Source organism: Sphingosinithalassobacter sp. CS137, assembly GCF_014334115.1.
In the GTDB taxonomy this organism is placed as follows: Bacteria; Pseudomonadota; Alphaproteobacteria; order Sphingomonadales; family Sphingomonadaceae; genus Sphingomonas.
The window spans coordinates 2228161-2246631 of record NZ_CP060494.1 but is presented as its reverse complement, the minus strand read 5'-3'; the positions used below and the strand labels follow the sequence as shown (position 1 = coordinate 2246631).

The 18471-nt window shown below is 67.2% G+C and carries 11 protein-coding genes and 1 riboswitch; of the genes, 4 read left to right on the top strand and 7 right to left on the bottom strand.

The features are described from left to right. Nucleotides 1-292: 292 nt before the first annotated feature. The 5 genes from H7V21_RS11040 to H7V21_RS11020 form a co-directional block, all read right to left on the bottom strand. Nucleotides 293-2551, bottom strand: coding sequence for a DUF305 domain-containing protein (locus H7V21_RS11040; RefSeq protein ID WP_262503834.1), 2259 nt, complete (start codon nt 2549-2551; stop codon nt 293-295). 429 nt (nt 2552-2980) lie between these two features. Continuing rightward, nucleotides 2981-3292 carry a DUF2149 domain-containing protein gene (locus H7V21_RS11035; protein ID WP_188053809.1) on the bottom strand — a complete coding sequence of 104 codons (312 nt, stop codon included), beginning with the start codon at nt 3290-3292 and terminating at the stop codon, nt 2981-2983. Next, complete coding sequence (locus H7V21_RS11030) at nt 3292-3765, bottom strand: MotA/TolQ/ExbB proton channel family protein (RefSeq protein ID WP_188053808.1); 474 nt, start codon at nt 3763-3765, stop codon at nt 3292-3294. The genes H7V21_RS11035 and H7V21_RS11030 overlap by 1 nt, the downstream gene beginning before the upstream one ends. Then, on the bottom strand, nt 3752-7633 hold the full coding sequence (cobN, locus tag H7V21_RS11025; protein ID WP_188053807.1) for a cobaltochelatase subunit CobN: 3882 nt from the start codon (nt 7631-7633) through the stop codon (nt 3752-3754). Before cobN ends, H7V21_RS11030 begins: the two co-directional genes overlap by 14 nt. Nucleotides 7634-7638: 5 nt before the next feature. Next, the gene (locus tag H7V21_RS11020; RefSeq protein ID WP_188053806.1) at nt 7639-9471 is read right to left on the bottom strand and encodes a TonB-dependent receptor domain-containing protein; all 1833 of its coding nucleotides are present in this window, start codon (nt 9469-9471) and stop codon (nt 7639-7641) included. 418 nt (nt 9472-9889) lie between these two features. Next, a riboswitch (cobalamin riboswitch) is annotated at nt 9890-10109 on the top strand. Between the two features lie 112 nt (nt 10110-10221). Here H7V21_RS11020 and metE point away from each other — a divergent pair. Next, nucleotides 10222-12522: a 5-methyltetrahydropteroyltriglutamate--homocysteine S-methyltransferase gene (gene metE / locus H7V21_RS11015; protein WP_188053805.1), complete on the top strand. Its 2301-nt coding sequence runs from the start codon at nt 10222-10224 to the stop codon at nt 12520-12522. A 4-nt stretch (nt 12523-12526) separates the two neighbouring features. After that, nucleotides 12527-13306: an acyl-CoA thioesterase gene (locus H7V21_RS11010; RefSeq protein ID WP_262503833.1), complete on the top strand. Its 780-nt coding sequence runs from the start codon at nt 12527-12529 to the stop codon at nt 13304-13306. A gap of 141 nt (nt 13307-13447) precedes the next feature. Here the strand turns inward: H7V21_RS11010 and H7V21_RS11005 are convergent, their stop codons facing one another. Together H7V21_RS11005 and H7V21_RS11000 are read right to left on the bottom strand one after the other, a co-directional pair. Beyond that, a complete protein-coding gene (locus H7V21_RS11005; RefSeq protein ID WP_188053804.1) occupies nt 13448-13798 on the bottom strand; it encodes a cupin domain-containing protein in 351 nt (116 codons plus the stop codon). Between the two features lie 308 nt (nt 13799-14106). Then, a complete protein-coding gene (locus H7V21_RS11000) occupies nt 14107-15732 on the bottom strand; it encodes a PhzF family phenazine biosynthesis isomerase (protein WP_188053803.1) in 1626 nt (541 codons plus the stop codon). Between the two features lie 103 nt (nt 15733-15835). On the opposite strand from H7V21_RS11000, the gene H7V21_RS10995 reads away from it, so the two are divergent. Both H7V21_RS10995 and H7V21_RS10990 read left to right on the top strand, forming a co-directional pair. Continuing rightward, entirely contained in the window at nt 15836-16723 is an 888-nt protein-coding gene (locus H7V21_RS10995; RefSeq protein ID WP_188053802.1) for a LysR substrate-binding domain-containing protein, read from the top strand. 359 nt (nt 16724-17082) lie between these two features. Beyond that, a complete protein-coding gene (locus H7V21_RS10990; protein WP_188053801.1) occupies nt 17083-18333 on the top strand; it encodes a DUF5996 family protein in 1251 nt (416 codons plus the stop codon). Nucleotides 18334-18471: the final 138 nt, after the last annotated feature.

Sequence of the window (18471 nt, the reverse complement as noted above, 5' to 3'; positions counted from 1 at the left end):
CCCCGCGAGTGCGGGCGAGCAGGAACGAACGCCGGCCATTGCGCCGGCTGATGCGGGGGCGCTGCTCTCCGGAACCAGCCGGCGGGCAGCGCCGCCATTTTCCGCGCCCGTGTTGGCGGAGCGCGGGATGTCCAATCAGAGTCGGTCGCGAACGCCGTCCGAATCCGAAGCCCGCGCGATAGGTTGCTTCAGGATCGCGCGGGGCGCGAAGCGGTTCTGGATGGTGGGTGCGCGCAGCCGCAGGTTCTGCTGACCGCGCACACGCCCGTCGGGATCGACCGTAGCCGACGCGTCAGCGCAGCCGCGCGGCGATCCCGTTCAGCGTTTCGGCAAGGCCAGCGAGTCGCCGCGCGACCGCATCGCCGCCGTCTGCCGGCGGCAACTGGCCGGCAAGCGCGGCCAACCGGTCCGAAAGCCCCGAATCGGTGTTGCCGGCACCCAGCCGCAGCGCAGCGGCATCGAGTGCTTCGTCAAGCGCCGCGCGCATCGACGCGGACAGACTGTCGGTCCGTTCGAGCTGATCGAGAAAGGCTTTCGCGACCACCGGGTCGGCGGGCCAGTTGACCGGGAATTGCTGCTGGGGATTGAACACACGGCCCTGATCCGCGAGCTTTGCGGCAGCGATCTCGTTTGCGGTCAGATGCGCGCTCGGCTTCAGCGCGAACACGTCGATCCCCCGGGCGATCTCCGTCCCGTAGATGCGGCCATCGTACCAATAGGCCGACCAATAGCCGCCCATCGCCATCTGGTCGGCATCGATCGGGCCGCGATCGAAATAGCCGATTTCGACCGGGTTCGCGCTGTCAGTGAAATCGATCAGCGAAAGCCCGCCCTGATACCAGGCCTGAATGAAGATATCCCGGCCCGGAACCGGGACGATCGCGCCGTTATGCGCGACGCAGTTTTCCTGTTCGCTCTGCGGCGCGGGAAGCTTGAAATAGCTGCCGAATTCGAGCTGGTTGGCCGCGCTGATGTCGTAGATCGCGTCGGCGCCCCAGGTGCGCGGGTCATAGCTCCGGCAACGTGGACGTCCGCCACCGCCCCATTCGTCGGTGAACAGGACCTTGGTCCCGTCATTATTGAACGTGGCGGAATGCCAATAGGCAAAGCCGGGATCGGTGACGACATCGAGCCGCTTCGGCGCCCGTGGGTCGCTGATGTCGAAGATGATGCCGTTGCCCGAGCATGCCCCGGCTGCCAGATCGCGCGAGGGGAAGACCGTGATATCGTGGCAATGATCGGTGCGCGCGGTGTCCTGCGTGCCCTCGCCATGATCGCCGCCGCGCCAGAGGCCCGCCAGTTCCCCGGTGGCGGGATCGGCGAACACCGCGGGGCTCGCGACGATCCGTGCGCGCGCGGGATCCGCCACCGGGATCTCGACCACGTCGATGCGGAACAGCGCCGTGCGCTGGTCGCCCGGCACCTCGCCCACGCACCCGGCCAGTTCCTCGCCCGACCGCACCGATGCCGTGCCCGAGACATAGACGGTGATCACACCGTCCTCACCCGGGCCGGAAACGACCGAATGGGTGTGCGATCCGCGGCAGGTCTGCACCGCCCCCACCTGTCGCGGCCGCGTGAAATCGCTCACGTCGAAGATACGGATGCCGCGGAAGCGTTCCGCGCTGACATCTTCCTCCACTCCCTGAAGCCCGCAATCCAACCGGCCGCGCGTCTGCTCGACCGACATGATCAAGAGGTCGCCGACAATCGACACGTCGCCCTGCCCGCCGGGGCAGACAACGGAACTGATCAGGCGCGGCGCGCCGGCGCCCGCGATGTCATAGACATTGAAGCCATGATAATTGCCGGCGACCATCACATTGCCGGCGAAGGCCATGTCGGTGTTCGCAAAGCTCAGCAGCCCGCCGCGCTCGACGAAGCCGGGTTCACCGCCCGGCGTCTCGGCCAGGTTTGCCGGCTTGCGCTGTCGCAGACCCGCCGGATTCTCCGGATCGAAAAAGCCGGTCGGCTTCGGCAGCGAAGCGACCAGTTCGAGATTCGAGATCGCCGAACCTGCGTCGCGGAAACCAGCGCTCAGGCCCGCACGGGGATCGCTGGAAAGCCCGGCGAGCAACGCCGCCATCCGCCCGATCTCGGCCTGTTGCTCGTTGACGACATCGTTCGCAAATTCGAACAGATACGGATCGGTGGCGCTACCTTGCTGGTCGTAGAGTGCCTCGACCATCGTGATTGCCCCCCGGTGATGCGGGATCATCAGCTCAAGGAACATCCGATCGAACGGCGTGCCGCTCAGCGTGGCGAGCTGCGCCATCTGTTCGGGCGTCGCCATGCCGGCCATCAGCGGCGTGTGCCCGTTGCCCATGTCATGGCCGCCATGCGCGCCACCGTGATGCATGGCGTGCGGGCCGGCGGGGTCCGGTGCGTCGGCGCCCCGATCGCGCAACCACTGCTGCATGAACGTGATCTCGTCTGCCTGCGAGCCGCGGATCCGCTCGGCGATGGCGATCAGCTCAGGGCGATTGGTGCGCTCGGCGACCAGATTGGCCATCAGCACCGCTTGGTAATGATGCGGGATCATGCCTTGCATGAACCGGATATCCGCCGGTGTGTAGCGCGCCGCAGCAACCGAAGCGGCATCGCTGGCGCTCAGCGTCCGTGACGCCTGCCCGGGGGCTCCCGGTTGTACGATCGGCGCGTCTTGCGCAAGCGCCGGGACTGCGCATCCCGCAAGCAGGACCGTTACCAGGGAGGCGCGCAGAGGACGGCAATTCGCTTTCGGCATGAAGACGCTCCTGAAGTTATCTGACGGGACGTAACTCAATCGTCGAACATTCACCAATCGGTGCTGCTGCTAGAGGCCGGGTGCGACCGTGGGCGGCGTGAAATCGGCCGGAATGTCGGTGGTCGCAACGGGGGCCTGCTGCGCAGGCGCGCCGGTCGCGAGCAGCGCTGCCGACAAGAAAAATGCGATGGGCGATTTTCATCGGCGTTCCCCCTGCGTGGCGCACCGCCTTCTTCACTGCTGTTCCGGTACATAGACAAGACTTCCGTCCGGCAATCGATAGGTGACGCCCGCCTTCACGCCGCCGCCGTCGCCCATCTCCGCGGTCGAGGTGTACCGCTCCAGCTTCTCGCCATCCTTCACGGTGATGGTCATGTCTTTCTGCCCCGGATTCTCGACCACAACCACCTGCTTCGACTGGAAGGGGTTCAGCGGATTGCGCGCGATGATCACCATCAGCACCGCGAGGATCACCAGAAACAGGTCGACCAGATTGACCACCGATAGGATGGGATCGTCGGCCTCGTCATCTTCCAGGAAGCGCATCAGCCATTCCTTTCGATTTCGATCGCGCGCAACTCCTCGAGCAGCCAGCGGCGGCGGATTGTATAGATGAAGAAGGTGATCGAGGCGCTGATGAGCGCGAGGATCACCGACGAGAAGGCGACCACCAGATTCTCACCCACACTGGCACCGTCGTTGCTGCCCAGCGCGAGCAGCGCCGGCCCCATCGGGATCATCGTGGCGACGAGACCCAGCATCGGCGTGCTGCGCGAAACGACGCGCAGCCATTCGAGGCGGCGCATGACAACGAGTTCGAGATCATCGGTCGCGCCGCCGGTCCGCCGCCAGTGCGCCGTCAGCGGCGTGCCACCGCGCCCGCGCATACGCGCGAGTGCCTCCACGCCGAACCGGCCGAGGCTGATCAGCGCATAGGCGAGCGCCGCGAGAATCAGCACCATCACGGGCACGAGGAAGATGCGCGAGGCATCGTAGAGCAGGGCTTCAAGCGCGGGCATCGGCAACCTTTTCAAGAGAATTTCGGCGCGCGCGCCACTCGAGGAGCGCGCCGAGGAGCAGAAGGAACAGGATCGCCGCCGCCGCCGGAGCCGTGCCGCGCAGAGTGGTGGCCTGGGGCTGCGACAGCTCCTGCTTCTTCAGGACGAAACCGCGCGGCGGGGCTGAAGACTGAGCGGGCGAGACGTGCGGGTCCGCCTGCGCCGGGGCGGGCGGCGGCGGCGCGGCGGCGCCCGAGAGCGTCCCCGCGTTCGAGACAGCGGCGGGCGAAAGGCCGAAGCCGCCGTTCGGCGCTACGGCGCTGGCTTCGCCGGCAAGCCGGGCAAGGGCGTCGCGGCGGGCGTCCAGTTCGGCGCGAGTCGCCGCGTCCGCCTGCCAATAGCCGCGGGCGATCGCCTCGCGCATCCGATCGATCATCTGCAGCTGCGCATCCGGATGCACCGCCTCGAAAAAGCGGTCGAGCCCCAGATTGCGGGTGTCGCGCACATAGGTGTCGTGCATCGCCTGCCACTGGTCGGCGCGCACGGTGGCAGGATCGGTCACCTGCCATCCCCAGAGATTGTTGACGACGTCGAGCATCTCGGTCGCGCCGGCATAGCCCTGCTTCTGCATCTCACCGATCCAGTGCGGGTTGAGGTAGCGCGCGCGCAGCTCGTCCGACAGGAACGCGGCCGCCGTCGTGGTGCGCGGCATGCCGCTCTGGCGCAGGTCGGTGACGAACAGGTCGGGCGCCTCGCCGGAAACGCTGCGCACCGCGAGCGAGAGCCCCCCCAGATATTCGAACGGATGATCGGTCGAGAGCAGCCCATGGACGTTCGTTGAGCGCGAGAGCACCGCGGCATCGACGCCGCGTAGCTGCTCGGCGAACAGGTTCGTACCCTCCAGCTTCAGCCCCCAGTCTCGCGCGCCATAGGCATATTGCAGCCGGTCGAGGAACGTCGCGGCGAGTTCGTCCTCGCTCTCCCAGTCGGCGTCCTTTGCGATCCGATCGGGCAGGCCGCTGCCGTACTCGCCGGGCGCGTTGCTGAAGATGCGCAACCGCGCGAGTTCGCGCGCGCGCTCGGGCGCGATGCCGCGCGCCACCAGCCGTGCCTCGGTGTCGCGGGCGTTGCGCGCCAGCCCCGGCTCGTCGAGCGCCGCAAGCCGGTCGATCGCGTCGCCCAGCAGCCGCATGAAGCCGTCGAACTGGTCGCGATAAACGCTGCTCGCCTGCACGACGACATCGATGCGCGGCCGGCCAAGCTCGGCGATCGGGATGATCTCCAGCGTCTCGACGCGGCCGCCGCGCCCCCATACCGGACGCAGACCGAGCGCGTGGAGAATCTGCCCCTCAGTCACGCCGAGCGTGCGGATCGTCTCGCCCGCGAACATGCTGAACGCCAGCTTTTCCGGCAGCGCGCCCTCATGGCGTCCGGCATACGCCGCGAGCAGCTGGTCGAACGCCTTGCCGCCCTCTTCATAGGCGGCCTGGGCCGGAACCTTCTCCGCCTCGAACGCGAAGAGATTGCGTCCGCTCGCCACCTCCGGGTTGCGCACTGGATCGCCGCCCGCGCCGGGCAGCACGAACCCGCCCGCGAGCCCCTGCAGCAGCGCTTCGGTCTCGCCCGGCTCGGCGAGGTTGCGCTCGAGCGCCATGGCGCGTTCGACCTGCGCGCGCAGCCCGGCGTCGGCGATGCCGTTGGTCGGCTCGCCGTCACGCAGGTAGCGCGCCAAGGTCGTGTAGGGCAGGCTTTCCCGAAGCTGCGAGAAATCCTCCGCAAAGGCTTCGACCGGATCGATGCCGAGCGCGCGGAGATAGTCGGGGCCGAGCTGCTGCATCACCGTCGTCAGCCGGTGCTCGGGCGCGGCGGGCTCGCCGAAGACATGGAGGCCCAGCGGAATGGCGCTGCGCGCGAGCTGATGGAGATGATCGTGCAGCGCGGTGTAGAAGCCCGCGAAGTCGCGACCGGCGGCCGCGCGATCCCAGCCGATGTCGTCTGCCAGATGCGCCGCGAACGCAGCCTCGCGAATTTCCCCCGCCAGCCGGTCGCGCACGGCACCTTCCTCGACCTGCGCATATTCGTGGATCCGCGAATGAAGGTCGCGCAGCTCGTCATAGAGGCCGGAGGGGGCGAAGGCGGGCGTCTGGTGGCTCACCGTAACGGCGCGGCCGCGCCGCCGCGCCTGGATTGCCTCGGCGACATTGTCCTGGATATAGGGGTAGAAGACCGGCAGGTCGCCGACCAGCAGCATCGGATAGTCGCCGGCCCACAGCCCGCGATCCTTGCCCGGCGTCCATTCCTGGGTGCCGTGCGTGCCGAAATGGACGATCGCGTCCGCCTGCGCGTGGCTGCGCACCCACAGATAGGTGGCGAGATAGAGCGGATCGGGAACGTTGGTCAGATCGTGATAGCTGCGCGTCGGATCGCCCCCGCGTGGCGGCTGCGGCAGGATGACGAGATTGCCGAGCTGCAGCCGGGGAATGATGAAATCGCCGCCGCGCACAGCCCAATGCTGTTCCGGGTTCGCCATCGCCGCCGACAGCTCGGCGCGGCGCGCCTCGGGCAGGGTCGCCAGCCAGGCGCGATAGTCCGCCACCGGCAGACGCGCCGCCAGTCCCCGTGCGAGCAGATCGTCCAGCGTCTCGGGACGGTAGAGACCGCCCATCATTGCCTGCGCCGCATCGATCAGCTGCGCCTCGTCCGCCGGGGTGACCCGGTAGCCGGCGTCGGCGAGATCGCGGGTGAGCTTTTCCAGGCTGCGCGGGACGTTGAGGTTCGAGGCGGAGAAATTCTCCTCGCCGACCGGATGGTTCCAGAAGAACAGTGCGATGTGCTTGTCCTGCGCGGGCTTGGTGCGCAGCGCGACCAGGCGCGCGAGCTTGCCGGTCAACAGTTCGACCTGTTCGGGAATCGGAACGGCGCGTCCGCCCTCGACTGCGCTCACCACGATGGGATCGGAGATTCCCCAGCTTTCCGGGACGCTCAGCGTCACCGCCGCCGAATAAGCCGGGACGCCCGAAGTCGCATTGCGCCATTCCGCCACGCTGTTCGAGCGGTCGCCGATCGCCTGCAGCACGGGCATGTCGAGTGCGGCGAACTCGGCCTTGCGCGCATCGCCATTCTGCATGTGCGTCATGTTCACCAGCGCCTGCGCGCCGAGCGGTGCCAGCAGGCTGGTCAGCCCCTCCGCGTCCGACGCATCGAACCAGAACAGTGCCGGCGCGAGCCCGCGTGCCTCGACGCTGCGCGCGATCGCGTCGACCACATCGGTCTGCATGTCGCGCAGCAGCCCGTCCGAAATCGCGATGGCGACGATGGGCCGCGCCGCCGCACCGCGCGCGGCGAGCCAAGCGCGATACGTGTCCGGCGTGGCGAACACCGTCTCGGCATCGGGATGGTAGATGCCCGTTTCCGGCAGCGGAACCGGGGCGGGCAGATCGTCGACCGGCGATCCGGCGAGCGCCCGGCCCGCGGCCACGACGAAGTTCCGCAGATTGGGCGCGCCGCCCGCGGCATAATAGCCGATCAGCCGCCGCGCGGTTCCGGGCGGCAGATTGCCGAAGCCCGGCGGGCCGCCCCCCACTTTGATCCAGGGGAGCGTAAGCGTCGCGGTGTCGCCGACCAGTCGCTCGATGCTCGCCATGTCGCTGGGCCGCGGGCCGTCGAGGATCAGCATCGCGGCGTCTTCGACGGGTGGCTGCGCCGCCGCACCACCCGCGACGACCCAATCCAGCTCCAGCCCCGCAGCCTGCGCCCATTCGGCCATCCGCTCGAACTTTGCCGGAAGCACGAAGTCCGTCGTGACGATGCGCACCACTGGTACCGGCTGCTGCGCCGCAGCCGGCATGCCCCACAGGAGCAGCCAGATCAGGAACAGCAGCCGGCGCATCGCGATCAGAAGTTGGCGCCCAGGCCGACGAAGAAGATGCGGCCGGGCTCGGCAAAGCTGTAGAGCCCCGAAGCATCCGAAAGTCGCTCGTCGAACAGATTGTCGACACCGGCTTTCAGCGTCAGCGCATCCGTAAGCGCCTGGCTCGCGTCGAGCGACCACAGGCTGTAATCCGGGAGCCGGACCGGCACCGCGTTCGAGAGCAGCGTCTGCTCGCCGATATAGCGCCCGCGCACCTCGAGCCGTGTGGTCTCCAGCGCCTGCCAGCCAAGCTGCACCTTTGCCGTATGGTTCGGCCGCTCGGTCAGCTCTTGGTCGGCCGAAAGGTCGCGCGGATCGACATAGCTGTAGCTACCCGACAGTGTAATCGTCGCGACGGGCGAAACGCTGCCGCTCACTTCGACGCCGCGGATGCGCGCGCGGTTGACGTTCAGATAGGTGCGGCGCTCGCGGCCGCGGATTCCGCAGAATGCAACGCATTCGGTCTGCACCAGATTGTTAAGGTCGTTCTGGAACACCGTGGCGCCGAGCTGCCATGCCGAACCGTAATAGGTCGCGCCCGCTTCATAGCTGGTGCTCGTCTCGGGCTTCAGATCCGGATTGCCGGTGATGATGAAGCGGCCGCCCGCCGCCACCGTGATGTAGCCCGGCGACAGCTGCTTCAGGCTGGGCGCCTTGAATGCTCCGCCGACGCCGCCGCGCAGCGTCAATCCGGGGAGCGGCTCGATCACCAGATAGGCGCGCGGGCTCGTTTCCCACCCATAGGCGTCGTGATGGTCGAAGCGGCTGCCGGCTGTCAGCGTCGCGCCGCGCGTCAGCTCCCGTTCGGCCTGCACGAACAGCGCGTCATGGTTGACGCTCGCTTCGCCCGCCGTGTTGATGGTGGCGTCGCGCAGCCACTCGTTGCGATGTTCACCGCCCAGCGTGAGCCGCGCGCCGGAGAACGGCGCGACCGTCAGCTGCGCATCGGCGACGAAGTCGACGCCCCTGGTCGGCTGGGTTGGCGTCTGGTTCTGGTCGCGTTCGTTCACGCGCTCCAGCACCGAGCGATAGGCGCGCGCCTGCACCGAACCCCAGCCCCATTCGCCGGTGTAGCTGCCGTGCGTCTGTGCGCGCGTCACATGATCCCGATATTCGTAGTAGACCGGCGCGGAACCGGTAGTGATCGTGTCGCGGGTGCGATCATCGTCGATCGCCGCCTGGCCGATCTCGATGCGATGGCCCGGCGCGGGCGTCCACCAGCCGATGATGCTCCCGCTCAGCGCCTCGCGCTCTTCCAGCTCGCTCTGCCGCGGATCGGCGGCGCTCTGCGTGCGGTCGCGGTGGCGATATTCGCCCCATGCGACCAGCCCGAGCGTGTCGCTCAACGGGCCGCCGACCAGCGCCGACAGCTGCGCGCTGTCGCCGCCCTCCCCGTCACGGAAGCCGAGGATGCCGAGCGCGCTCACCTCCAGCCGCTCCGGCCGGCGCGTGCGGACGTTGACGACGCCGGCCAGCGCCTCCGAGCCATAGAGCGCCGAAAGCGGGCCGCGCACCAGCTCGATCTGATCGATCGCGATGCTGGGCACCCAGCCGAGGTCGAAATCGACATGCGCCATGTTGGCGGCGGAATCGTTGATCCGCCGGCCGTCGATCAGCGTGAGCACATGTTCGTTGGACATGCCGCGGATCGAGATGCCGCGACGCGTCATGCCGATGCCGTTGATCACCACGCCCGGCTCGTTCTCGAGCGCCTCGGCGAGATCCTGCACCGGCCGGCGGCGTAGCTCGGTACCGGTCACGACCGAAATGGTGGCAGGCGCCTCGGACACCGCCTGCTCGGACCGGGTGGCAGTCACGACGAGGGTATCACCCTCGCGCGGCCGGGAAGCGTCCCCGCCGGCAAAATCCTGTGCCCATGCAGTGCTCGAAAGGCAGACAAGCGCGGCCGCCGACAGAAATGTCCAGTGCTTCATTGTTCCCCGACCCGTGTGCCAGCTCCCCCCCGGGAGCTGTGGTTATGTTGCGACGTGACACGCGCTATCGGCGCCAAACCACAAATGCAATGGTATAACGTCTCACGGATGTCAGACAGGCGGCGGGTGGGAACGGGTAGCGCACCACCATGTCCGTCCCCACGGCAGGGACGGTGACCGCGAGCGGCACGCTGCTGGACCCAGAGGAACCGAAACTATGCCGCAAGCTTTCTGCCTGAAGCAGGTCAAGCGCGATATAAAGAATTCTTTATGTCATGCTTGACGCGGGATGCGATTGCGCCGATGCTGACCGTGTCGAGGTTCTTCGGTCGGGCGTGCCCGCGCCGAAGCTAAGACGGGAAGCCGGTGCGCGGGTTCGCTCGCAAGGCCGGCGCTGCCCCCGCAACTGTAAGTGGCGAGCAGCGATCCACCGATGTCACTGAGGGGCTCGCCTCTTGGGAAGACGGATCGTCTGTGCTGACCCGCGAGCCAGGAGACCTGCCTCCGACGCGATACCGTCCACCGGCGGGGTGCCCGGTCTGGCCGCTTGCGTGTCCGCGGCCGGAGTCTTCTCGCCGCGCGTCCGGTGCGTGCCCGTCCGGCCGCCCCCGATTTCTTCGGGGTTGAAGAACAATGACTGTCACTGTTGCCACACTCGGCTTCCCGCGCATCGGTCCGCGTCGGGAGCTCAAATTCGCGCTCGAAAAATTCTGGTCCGGCACGATCGATGCGGCCCAGCTTCAGGAGACCGCCGCGGGCCTGCGCACCGCCGCCTGGGCGCGGCAGAAGGCGCTGGGCGTCGACTGGCTGCCGTCCAACGACTTCTCGCTCTACGATCATGTGCTCGACACCAGCCTGATGCTGGGCGCCGTCCCCACGCGCTATGGCGCCGCGCACGGTACAGCGGACCTCGCCACCTATTTCGCGATGGCGCGCGGCAGTACCGGTGGCGCGGGCTGCGGCCACGCCCATGGCAGCGTTACCGCGGGCGAAATGACCAAATGGTTCGACACCAACTACCACTATATCGTTCCCGAGATCGAGCCGGGACAGAAGCTGAGCCTGGGCCGGCTCAAGATCGTCGAGGAATATCGCGAGGCAAAGGCGCAGGGCTATGACACGCGTCCGGTCCTGCTGGGGCCCGTCACCTGGCTCAGCCTCGCCAAGGGGCAGGGCGTCGATCCGTTCGACCTGCTCGACGAGGTGCTCGGCCTCTACGGCGTGATCCTCGGCCATCTGGCGCGCGAGGGGGCCGAATGGGTGCAGATCGACGAGCCGATCCTCGTGACCGACCTGTCGGAGACGCAGCGCCGCGCCTTCACCCGCGCCTATGCCAAGCTCGGCCGGAGCGGGCCCAGGCTGATGCTGACGACGTATTTCGGCGGGCTGGAAGACAATCTGTCGCTTGCCGCTTCGCTTCCCGTCGCCGGGCTGCACGTCGACCTCGTCCGCGCGCCCGACCAGCTCGAGACAGTGCTGCGCAGCGCGCCGAGGGAGCTGCTGCTGTCGCTTGGCGTGATCGACGGGCGCAACGTGTGGCGCGCCGACCTGCAGGCACTGCTCGCACGGATCGAGCCGGTGGCGGCGGAGCGCGACCTGGTGCTCGCGCCGTCCTGCTCGCTGCTGCACGTGCCGGTCGACCTCGGGCTCGAGCCCAAGCTGGACGACGAGCTCAAGCAATGGCTCGCCTTCGCGGTGCAGAAGATCGAGGAGCTCGACCTGCTCCGGCGCGCGCTGAACGGCGGCGCGGAGAGCGTGTACGATGCGCTTGCCGCCTCGGCACGCGCCGCCGCCAGCCGCAAGACCTCGCCGCGCATCCACGACACCGCGGTGCAGGCGCGGCTCGCCGGAGTGACGCCTGCGATGCGCGAACGGCCTGCGGGGCATGCCGAGCGCATCCGCGCGCAGGCCGAAGTGCTGGCGCTGCCGCTCTTCCCCACCACCACGATCGGCTCCTTCCCCCAGACCGCCGAGGTGCGCCACGCCCGTGCCGAGCACAACCGCGGAGCGCTCGACGGCGCGGCCTATCACGCCTTTCTGCGCGAAGAGACCGAGCGCGCGATTCGCTGGCAGGAGGGCGTCGGGCTCGACGTGCTCGTCCACGGCGAGTTCGAGCGCAACGACATGGTGCAGTATTTCGGCGAGAAGCTCGCCGGCTTCGCCTTCACCATGAACGGGTGGGTGCAGAGCTACGGCTCGCGCTGCGTGCGTCCGCCGATCCTCTTTGGCGACGTTTCGCGCCCGCGGCCAATGACCGTGGACTGGTGGCGGTACGCGCAATCGCTCACCGACAAGCCCGTGAAGGGGATGCTCACCGGCCCGGTGACGATCCTGAACTGGAGCTTCGTGCGGGACGACCAGCCGCGCGAGGCGTCTTGCCGCCAGATCGCGCTCGCGCTCCGCGACGAAGTGACCGATCTCGAGGCCGCCGGATGCAAGGCGATCCAGATCGACGAGGCGGCGCTGCGCGAGGGGCTGCCGCTGCGCAGGCGCGACTGGCAGGCGTATCTCGACTGGGCTGTCGACTGCTTCCGCCTGTCCGCCGCCGGCGTGGGCAATGCCACGCAGATCCACACGCATATGTGCTATTCGGAGTTCAACGAGATCCTCCCGTCGATCGCCGCGATGGACACCGACGTGATCTCGATCGAAACCGCGCGCTCGCAGATGGAGTTGCTCGAAGGCTTTGCGCGATACCGCTACCCGAGCGCGATCGGACCGGGCGTCTACGACATCCATTCCGCGCGTGTTCCCGCCGAGCAGGAAATGGTGGCGCTGATGCGCCTTGCGCAGGAGCATCTGCGTCCCGAACAGCTGTGGGTGAACCCCGATTGCGGGCTCAAGACGCGCAACTGGGAGGAAGTGAAGCCCGCGATCGCCGCAATGGTAGCGGCGGCGCGCACGCTGCGCGCGGACGCTCAGGTCGAGGCCTGATCCGATGGCGGTGATGGAGGACATGGGTGCGCGCGCGCCGGTGCAACTGATCGACATGGTGTTCCCGGGGGACACCAATCATCACGGCACGCTGTTCGGCGGCGTGGCGCTCGCGCACATGGACAAGGTGGCGTTCCTTGCCGCCAGCCGCCACGGCCGGGCGCCTTTCGTCACCGCCGCTTCGGAAAAGATCGACTTCGCCGCGCCTGCCCGGGCAGGCGATATGGTGGAGGTGACGGGTCGCGTGGTGCGCGTCGGCACCAGTTCGCTCGATGTCGAGGTCGAGCTGGTCGCGGAGGCGCCGGTTTCGGGCGAGCGGCGGCTGTGCACGCGCGGCCGCTTCACGCTGGTGGCGGGCAAGGGGCCCGGCGCGCGAACCCCGCTCCCGCCGCTCGTCCCCGATTTGGAGCCCCAGCCGGACGATACGCTGCGTCTGGCGGAAATGGTCTTCCCCGGTCAGACCAATCACTATGGCACGCTCTACGGTGGCGATGCGCTGAAGATGATGGGCAAGGCGGCCTTCATCGCGGCGACGCGCCGCGCACGCGCAGTGATGGTGATGGCCGCATCGGACCGGATCGATTTCGTGTCGCCGATCGGCGAAGGCGAGATGGTGGAGCTGGTGGCGCAGGTGCGCATGACCGGGCGAAGCTCGGTGCGGGTGGCGGTCGAACTCTGGGCCGAAGCGTTGCTCACCGGCGCGCGGCGCCACGCCGCCACCGCCCTGTTCACGATGGTCAGTGTCGATGCGGAAGGATGCGCGACGCCGATCGGCGCGGCGTGAACCGGACTTACAGAAGGCGCATTTTCGGCTCCGGTATTTAGCCTGCTGCGGTCCCGAAAGCTGCCGCTCGTCCTGAATTGGCCGAACGGCAGCACCCGTTGGGTGCGAATATGATCGCGACCCAAGAATTCCCCGCAGGAACTAAGTCGTCGTAACTAGCGGTCCGACGATCGCCTGTCCGAAGCGCTCGCATACGGCTTGCACTTGCTCCGGTTCGTGCGGCACGGGGAGCGCGTCCATGGCCTCGAAGAAGCGGTCATGGCGGGCTGGGGTGGAGATTAGGGTCATCTGCGCATCTCCGCCGAAGGCGCTGAACCCATGCGTCACGCCACGTGCGACGAATATCCGATCGCCGGGCGCGGTTAGTAACTTCTCCTCGCCAACGAGAAACAGCATACGTCCGGTCCAGACGCAAAAGAGCTTGTCCTCATCGAACGAGATGTGGGCCGGCGCCCCCTGATCCTCGGTGACAGACAAGGTCATCACCGTCATCGGAGCAGCCTCCCCACCCAATAATATCCCGGCCTCAATCCCGGAGAAGCGCGCGGACCCGCGTGACGCTAGAAGGCCGCTGAAAGGCGGCTGGCTATTACTGAAAGTTGTCACGCATTTTCTCCTAAGGGGCGATGGCGTCGAAGCCGCAACCCCGTCTCGATCGTTTTCAGTGAACTCGGATGAGATGCTGGCCGGCGTCGCGGCCTTCGAGCATCGACGAGGCGCTTCCGGTCCGCTCTTGATGCCACCGGCGCTCGCGGTCCAACCTTCAGCCGGGACCGAACCGCTCGCGCAGCGGGGGTGGCCTAGAAGCGGTAGCCCACTCCCAGCAGCACCTGGTTGCGATGCGAACCGGGCTGGTAGTCGTATCCGTCGCCGAAGGTGGTGTAACGGTATTCGGCCTTGACATAGAGCGCGTCGGAGATGCTGTACTCCACGCCCGCGCCGAGCCGGACGCCGTCATTGTCGGCGCTGCTGCGGGTGACCTCGTACTGATCGCTGCCGACCCGCTCGCGCTCCGTCAGTTCGATCGCGGCATTGGCCCAGCCCACCTTGACGTAGACCAGGCTGCGCGAGCCTAGTCGGTAGCCGAGCCGGGCGAGCACATCGATGTCGCGGCCCGGGCGGAAGGTGAAGGAATCCGCGGCCGGCATGATGGTCACCGCGGCATCGCGGGTTCCCCCGATGCTCGCCTCGACCCCGATAACGAACCTGTCGACGATGGCGGCATCATAGCCGACCGCCACACGCCCATGGACGCCGTCCAGGCGCTGGTCGAAATCCTCGAAGCTGCCGTCGCTCTCCAGCTCATCATATCCCATGCTGATCTCCAGCCGCGGACCGGTGAAGTCCTGCGCCGAGGCCGGGACAGGCGACAGTAGCAGCGCACCGGCTGCGACGGCGGTCAGCAACGCGCTGCCCAGCGCCGCCCGCTCGTAGAGGCGCGCCACGGCGCTTTCGGGGGAAGCACTCCGTGGCACGGGCGCCCCGCTTGTGCCGGCCTCATCCCTGGCGGCAGAGCTGGCCGGGCAGCTCAGCCCCTGCAGGGTGCCGAGGCCGACGATCACCGCCGTTCCGCCGACCCGCACGGCGGCGGGATGCCCCTCCACCACGTCCACCTCCAGGTGGATGGTGCTGGGCCGACCCATCGCCTCGCCCTGACGGATGACCCAGCAATGCGTGCCGTCGCCGGGAGACTGTTGATCGACCAGCAGGCCCGCCAGCGCCGCGGCGGCCGCCCCGGTTGCCGGGTCCTCCGCAATGCCCATCAGCGGCGCGAACATCCGCAGGTGGATCTCGCGCCCGGCTTCCCAGTCCTCCATCGCCAGCACCACGACGTGCGGCGCGAGGGAAGTGGCCAAGTGCGACTGCCACGCCTGCAGGTCGAGGCTTACCGTGGCGAGCGTCTCCGGCGAGTGCAGCGGTAGAAAGTGAAACGGAACGCCCGCAGAATATGCCTGCGGGCCGAACTCCGCCATTTGGGCGAGCGCTACGCCCGCAATGGTGGCCGCCTGCGCGCTTGTCAGGCTGGTGACAACCCGCGTCGGCAGCAGCGGGCTGGTGAGCGTCGCCTCGAGCGCGCCGTCCTCGCTCCGCCGGATCGCGACCGGCACGAGCCCGACGCCCTCGGCGAATACGACGTCGGATCGCCCCTCCAGCGCGCCTCCCACCGAAGCGAGCGCAACCGCCGCGCCGATGGTCGGATGGCCCGCAAAGGGCAGCTCCATCGCCGGCGTGAAGAAGCGCAGCCGTGCATCGGCCCCGTCCTCGCCGTGAAGGACGAAGACGCTCTCGCTCAGGTTCAGTTCGCGGGCGATCGCCTGCATGGTTGCGGAAGACAGGCCGACCGCATCCGGAAAGACCGCGAGCTGGTTGCCGCCGAACAGGCGGTCGGTGAAGACATCAAGGAGAAGGTAGTCGCGCTGAGTCATGGGAAGGTGCTCCACGATTGATGCGCCCTCTGTGCCCCCTTCCTGGCTTTGTCTCAAACGATTGATTCTTGCCCTGAGGCTAAGCAGTGCTAAGGCATAGGCGATGCCCGCTCCGCCACTCCCCCTGCTCCGTACCTTCGAGTCTGCGGCCCGGCACGCCAGCTTCGTGCGTGCCGCGGCGGAACTGAACGTGACACCCGCCGCGGTCAGCCAGCAAATCAGGTCGCTCGAAGATCGCCTCGGTGTGAAACTGTTCGTGCGCCATGCTCGGGGCCTTACGGTTACGAGCAGCGGCAAGGACTATGCTGTCAGTATCGCGCGAGCCATGGCGGACATCGAAACGGCGACACGGGCGCTCGGGCGCCCTGAGCGCAAGGGGCGGTTGAACGTCGCGACCTTCCAGTCGTTCGCCTCGCTTTGGCTGCTTCCACGCCTCCATCGGTTTCGCGCGAGATACCCAGAGATCGATGTTCGACTGGTAATCAGCGATGCCTTGGCAGATTTGTCGAATGGCGAAGTCGACGTCGCCATTCGTTTTGGCGCCGGCGACTATCGCGGATGCCAAACACGGCTGCTCATGACAGACACAGTCTTTCCCGCCTGTGCGCCATCCCTAATCGCGGGCATGCCGATCCCCCGCAGGATTACCGACCTTGCGGAGTTTCCCTTGCTGCACGACGACGGGCTGAGCGACAACGAACGGAGCCTCTCCTGGTCCGATTGGCTGGGCGATGTTCCGTTGCGGACAGCGCAGCACCTGCCAAATGGCTTACTCACTCTTCAGGCCGCACTTCTGGGAGAGGGTGTGGCACTCGTCCGGCACTCGGCAGTCGCGGCTCACTTACGAGCCGGTCAGCTCATGCGTTTGCTGGAAGACGAGCGCGAGTCCGAGTTCAGCCACTGGCTGGTGACGGCAACAGGAGAGAGCAATCGACGAGCGGAAGCCTTCGCGGAGTGGATCGTGGGTGAGATCGAAGCTGACGGCGCTTGAAAGCCGGTGGTCTGACTGAGCGGATCTGCGGTGTCGATATCGATTTCAGCCGCACCACAGGATTGGGCTGGGCTATTTCCTGAAGGTCCGCCTTTGGTCCTTCGAGCATCGTGAGCAAACTTACAGCTTACCGCCCACGACTTCCCGATGTCGTGCACTCCCCCTTCCACGGCCGGAATAGCTCACGACCGCTCGAATGGCCAAACATCAACGGCAGAAGACCCGAGTTGTGGGAAGCGAGGTTGCTCGATACGGAACACAGTGTGCCATGAACCGAGGCTAGTCGCATGGATGGCTCTGGTTCAATGCTTGTGACGGGTTCGACCCAGCCGGTCGGACGCGAACAAGCAGGAGATCCCATGGACCGTCGATGGCCCCCTCTCGACTATCTCGCATGGCGGGAGACGAGCGCAGCGCTTCATCTCTACCTGCAGATCGCCGGAAAATATCGATTGGCAAGGACGCCCTGGGTCAACCACTCGTGGCACGCGACGTTCTACGTGACTGCAAAAGGGCTCACCTCGTCGCTCATACCCGACGGGCCGGGAATCGAGATCGCTTTCGATTTTCACGATCATCGCGTGATCGGCACCACCGGTGACGGCCGAGCCGCTTCGTTCGTGCTCCAGCCGATGACGGTAGCGGCGTTCCATGCCGCGTTCGTCGCGATGGTGTCGGAACTGGGCGGCCAGCCGCAATTCGACGGCTCGCCCAACGAGGTGCCGTTCCCGGTCCCCTTCATCGAGGACCACCGCGATCGTCCCTATGACCGGGACGCCGTCCAGCGGTTCCACCAGGCGCTGCTGAACATCGACCGCGTGTTCAAGCGGTTCCGGACTTCTTTCCTCGGAAAGTGCAGCCCGGTGCATCTGTTCTGGGGAAGCTTCGACATGGCCGTCACGCGCTTCTCGGGCAGGCGTGCGCCCCTTCACGGCGGCGGTGTTCCGGCTCTACCCAACGATGTGGCGCAGGAGGCGTACGATCGCGAGGTTTCCTCTGCCGGCTTCTGGCCGGGCGGGGGCGGCATCGATTACGCCGCCTTCTATGCCTATGCCTATCCCGCTCCCGCGGGCTTCGATCGCGCAGCGGTTCGCCCCGAGGCGGCCTTCTGGCATTCGGAGCTTTCGGAGTTCGTCCTGCCCTATGAGGCAGTGCAGTCTGCCGAAGACGGCGACGCGGCGCTGCTGGCGTTCCTTGAATCCACCTATGATGCAGCGGCTCGGCTCGGCAAATGGGATCGCGATATTCTCGAGTGCGGCGACGGTCGGCCGCGAGAGGTTCGTCCGGCCGATGCCCAGCGCACGGCCGAGGCGCCGCCGCCCATCGAAGCGGATGTCGAACGCGAGGACGGAACGTCCAAGGGACGCTATCGCATCGTCATCGACGGGCACGAGGCGGAGATGACCTACAGCCGCGCCAACGAATCGCTGATCATCATCGATCATACCGAGGTTCCAAGGGCGCTGCGCGGGCGACGGATCGGCGAGCGCATGGTGCTTGCGGCGGTCGAGGATGCGCGGCGGGACGGCGTCTCGATCATCGCGCTTTGCCCGTTCGCCAATGCGCAGTTCGCGCGGCATCCGGATTGGCAGGACGTGCTGCGGCGCTGAACGGTTCGGCGCCGGAGCGCCGGCCTTGCGGGAACAGTGCTGAAATCTTGTCGCAGCGTTCCTTCAGCCGCGACACGGATATCCGCCTGACGCTGCTACAGCGGCGCGGTTCGCGGCGCCAGATACACGTTCGTTCCA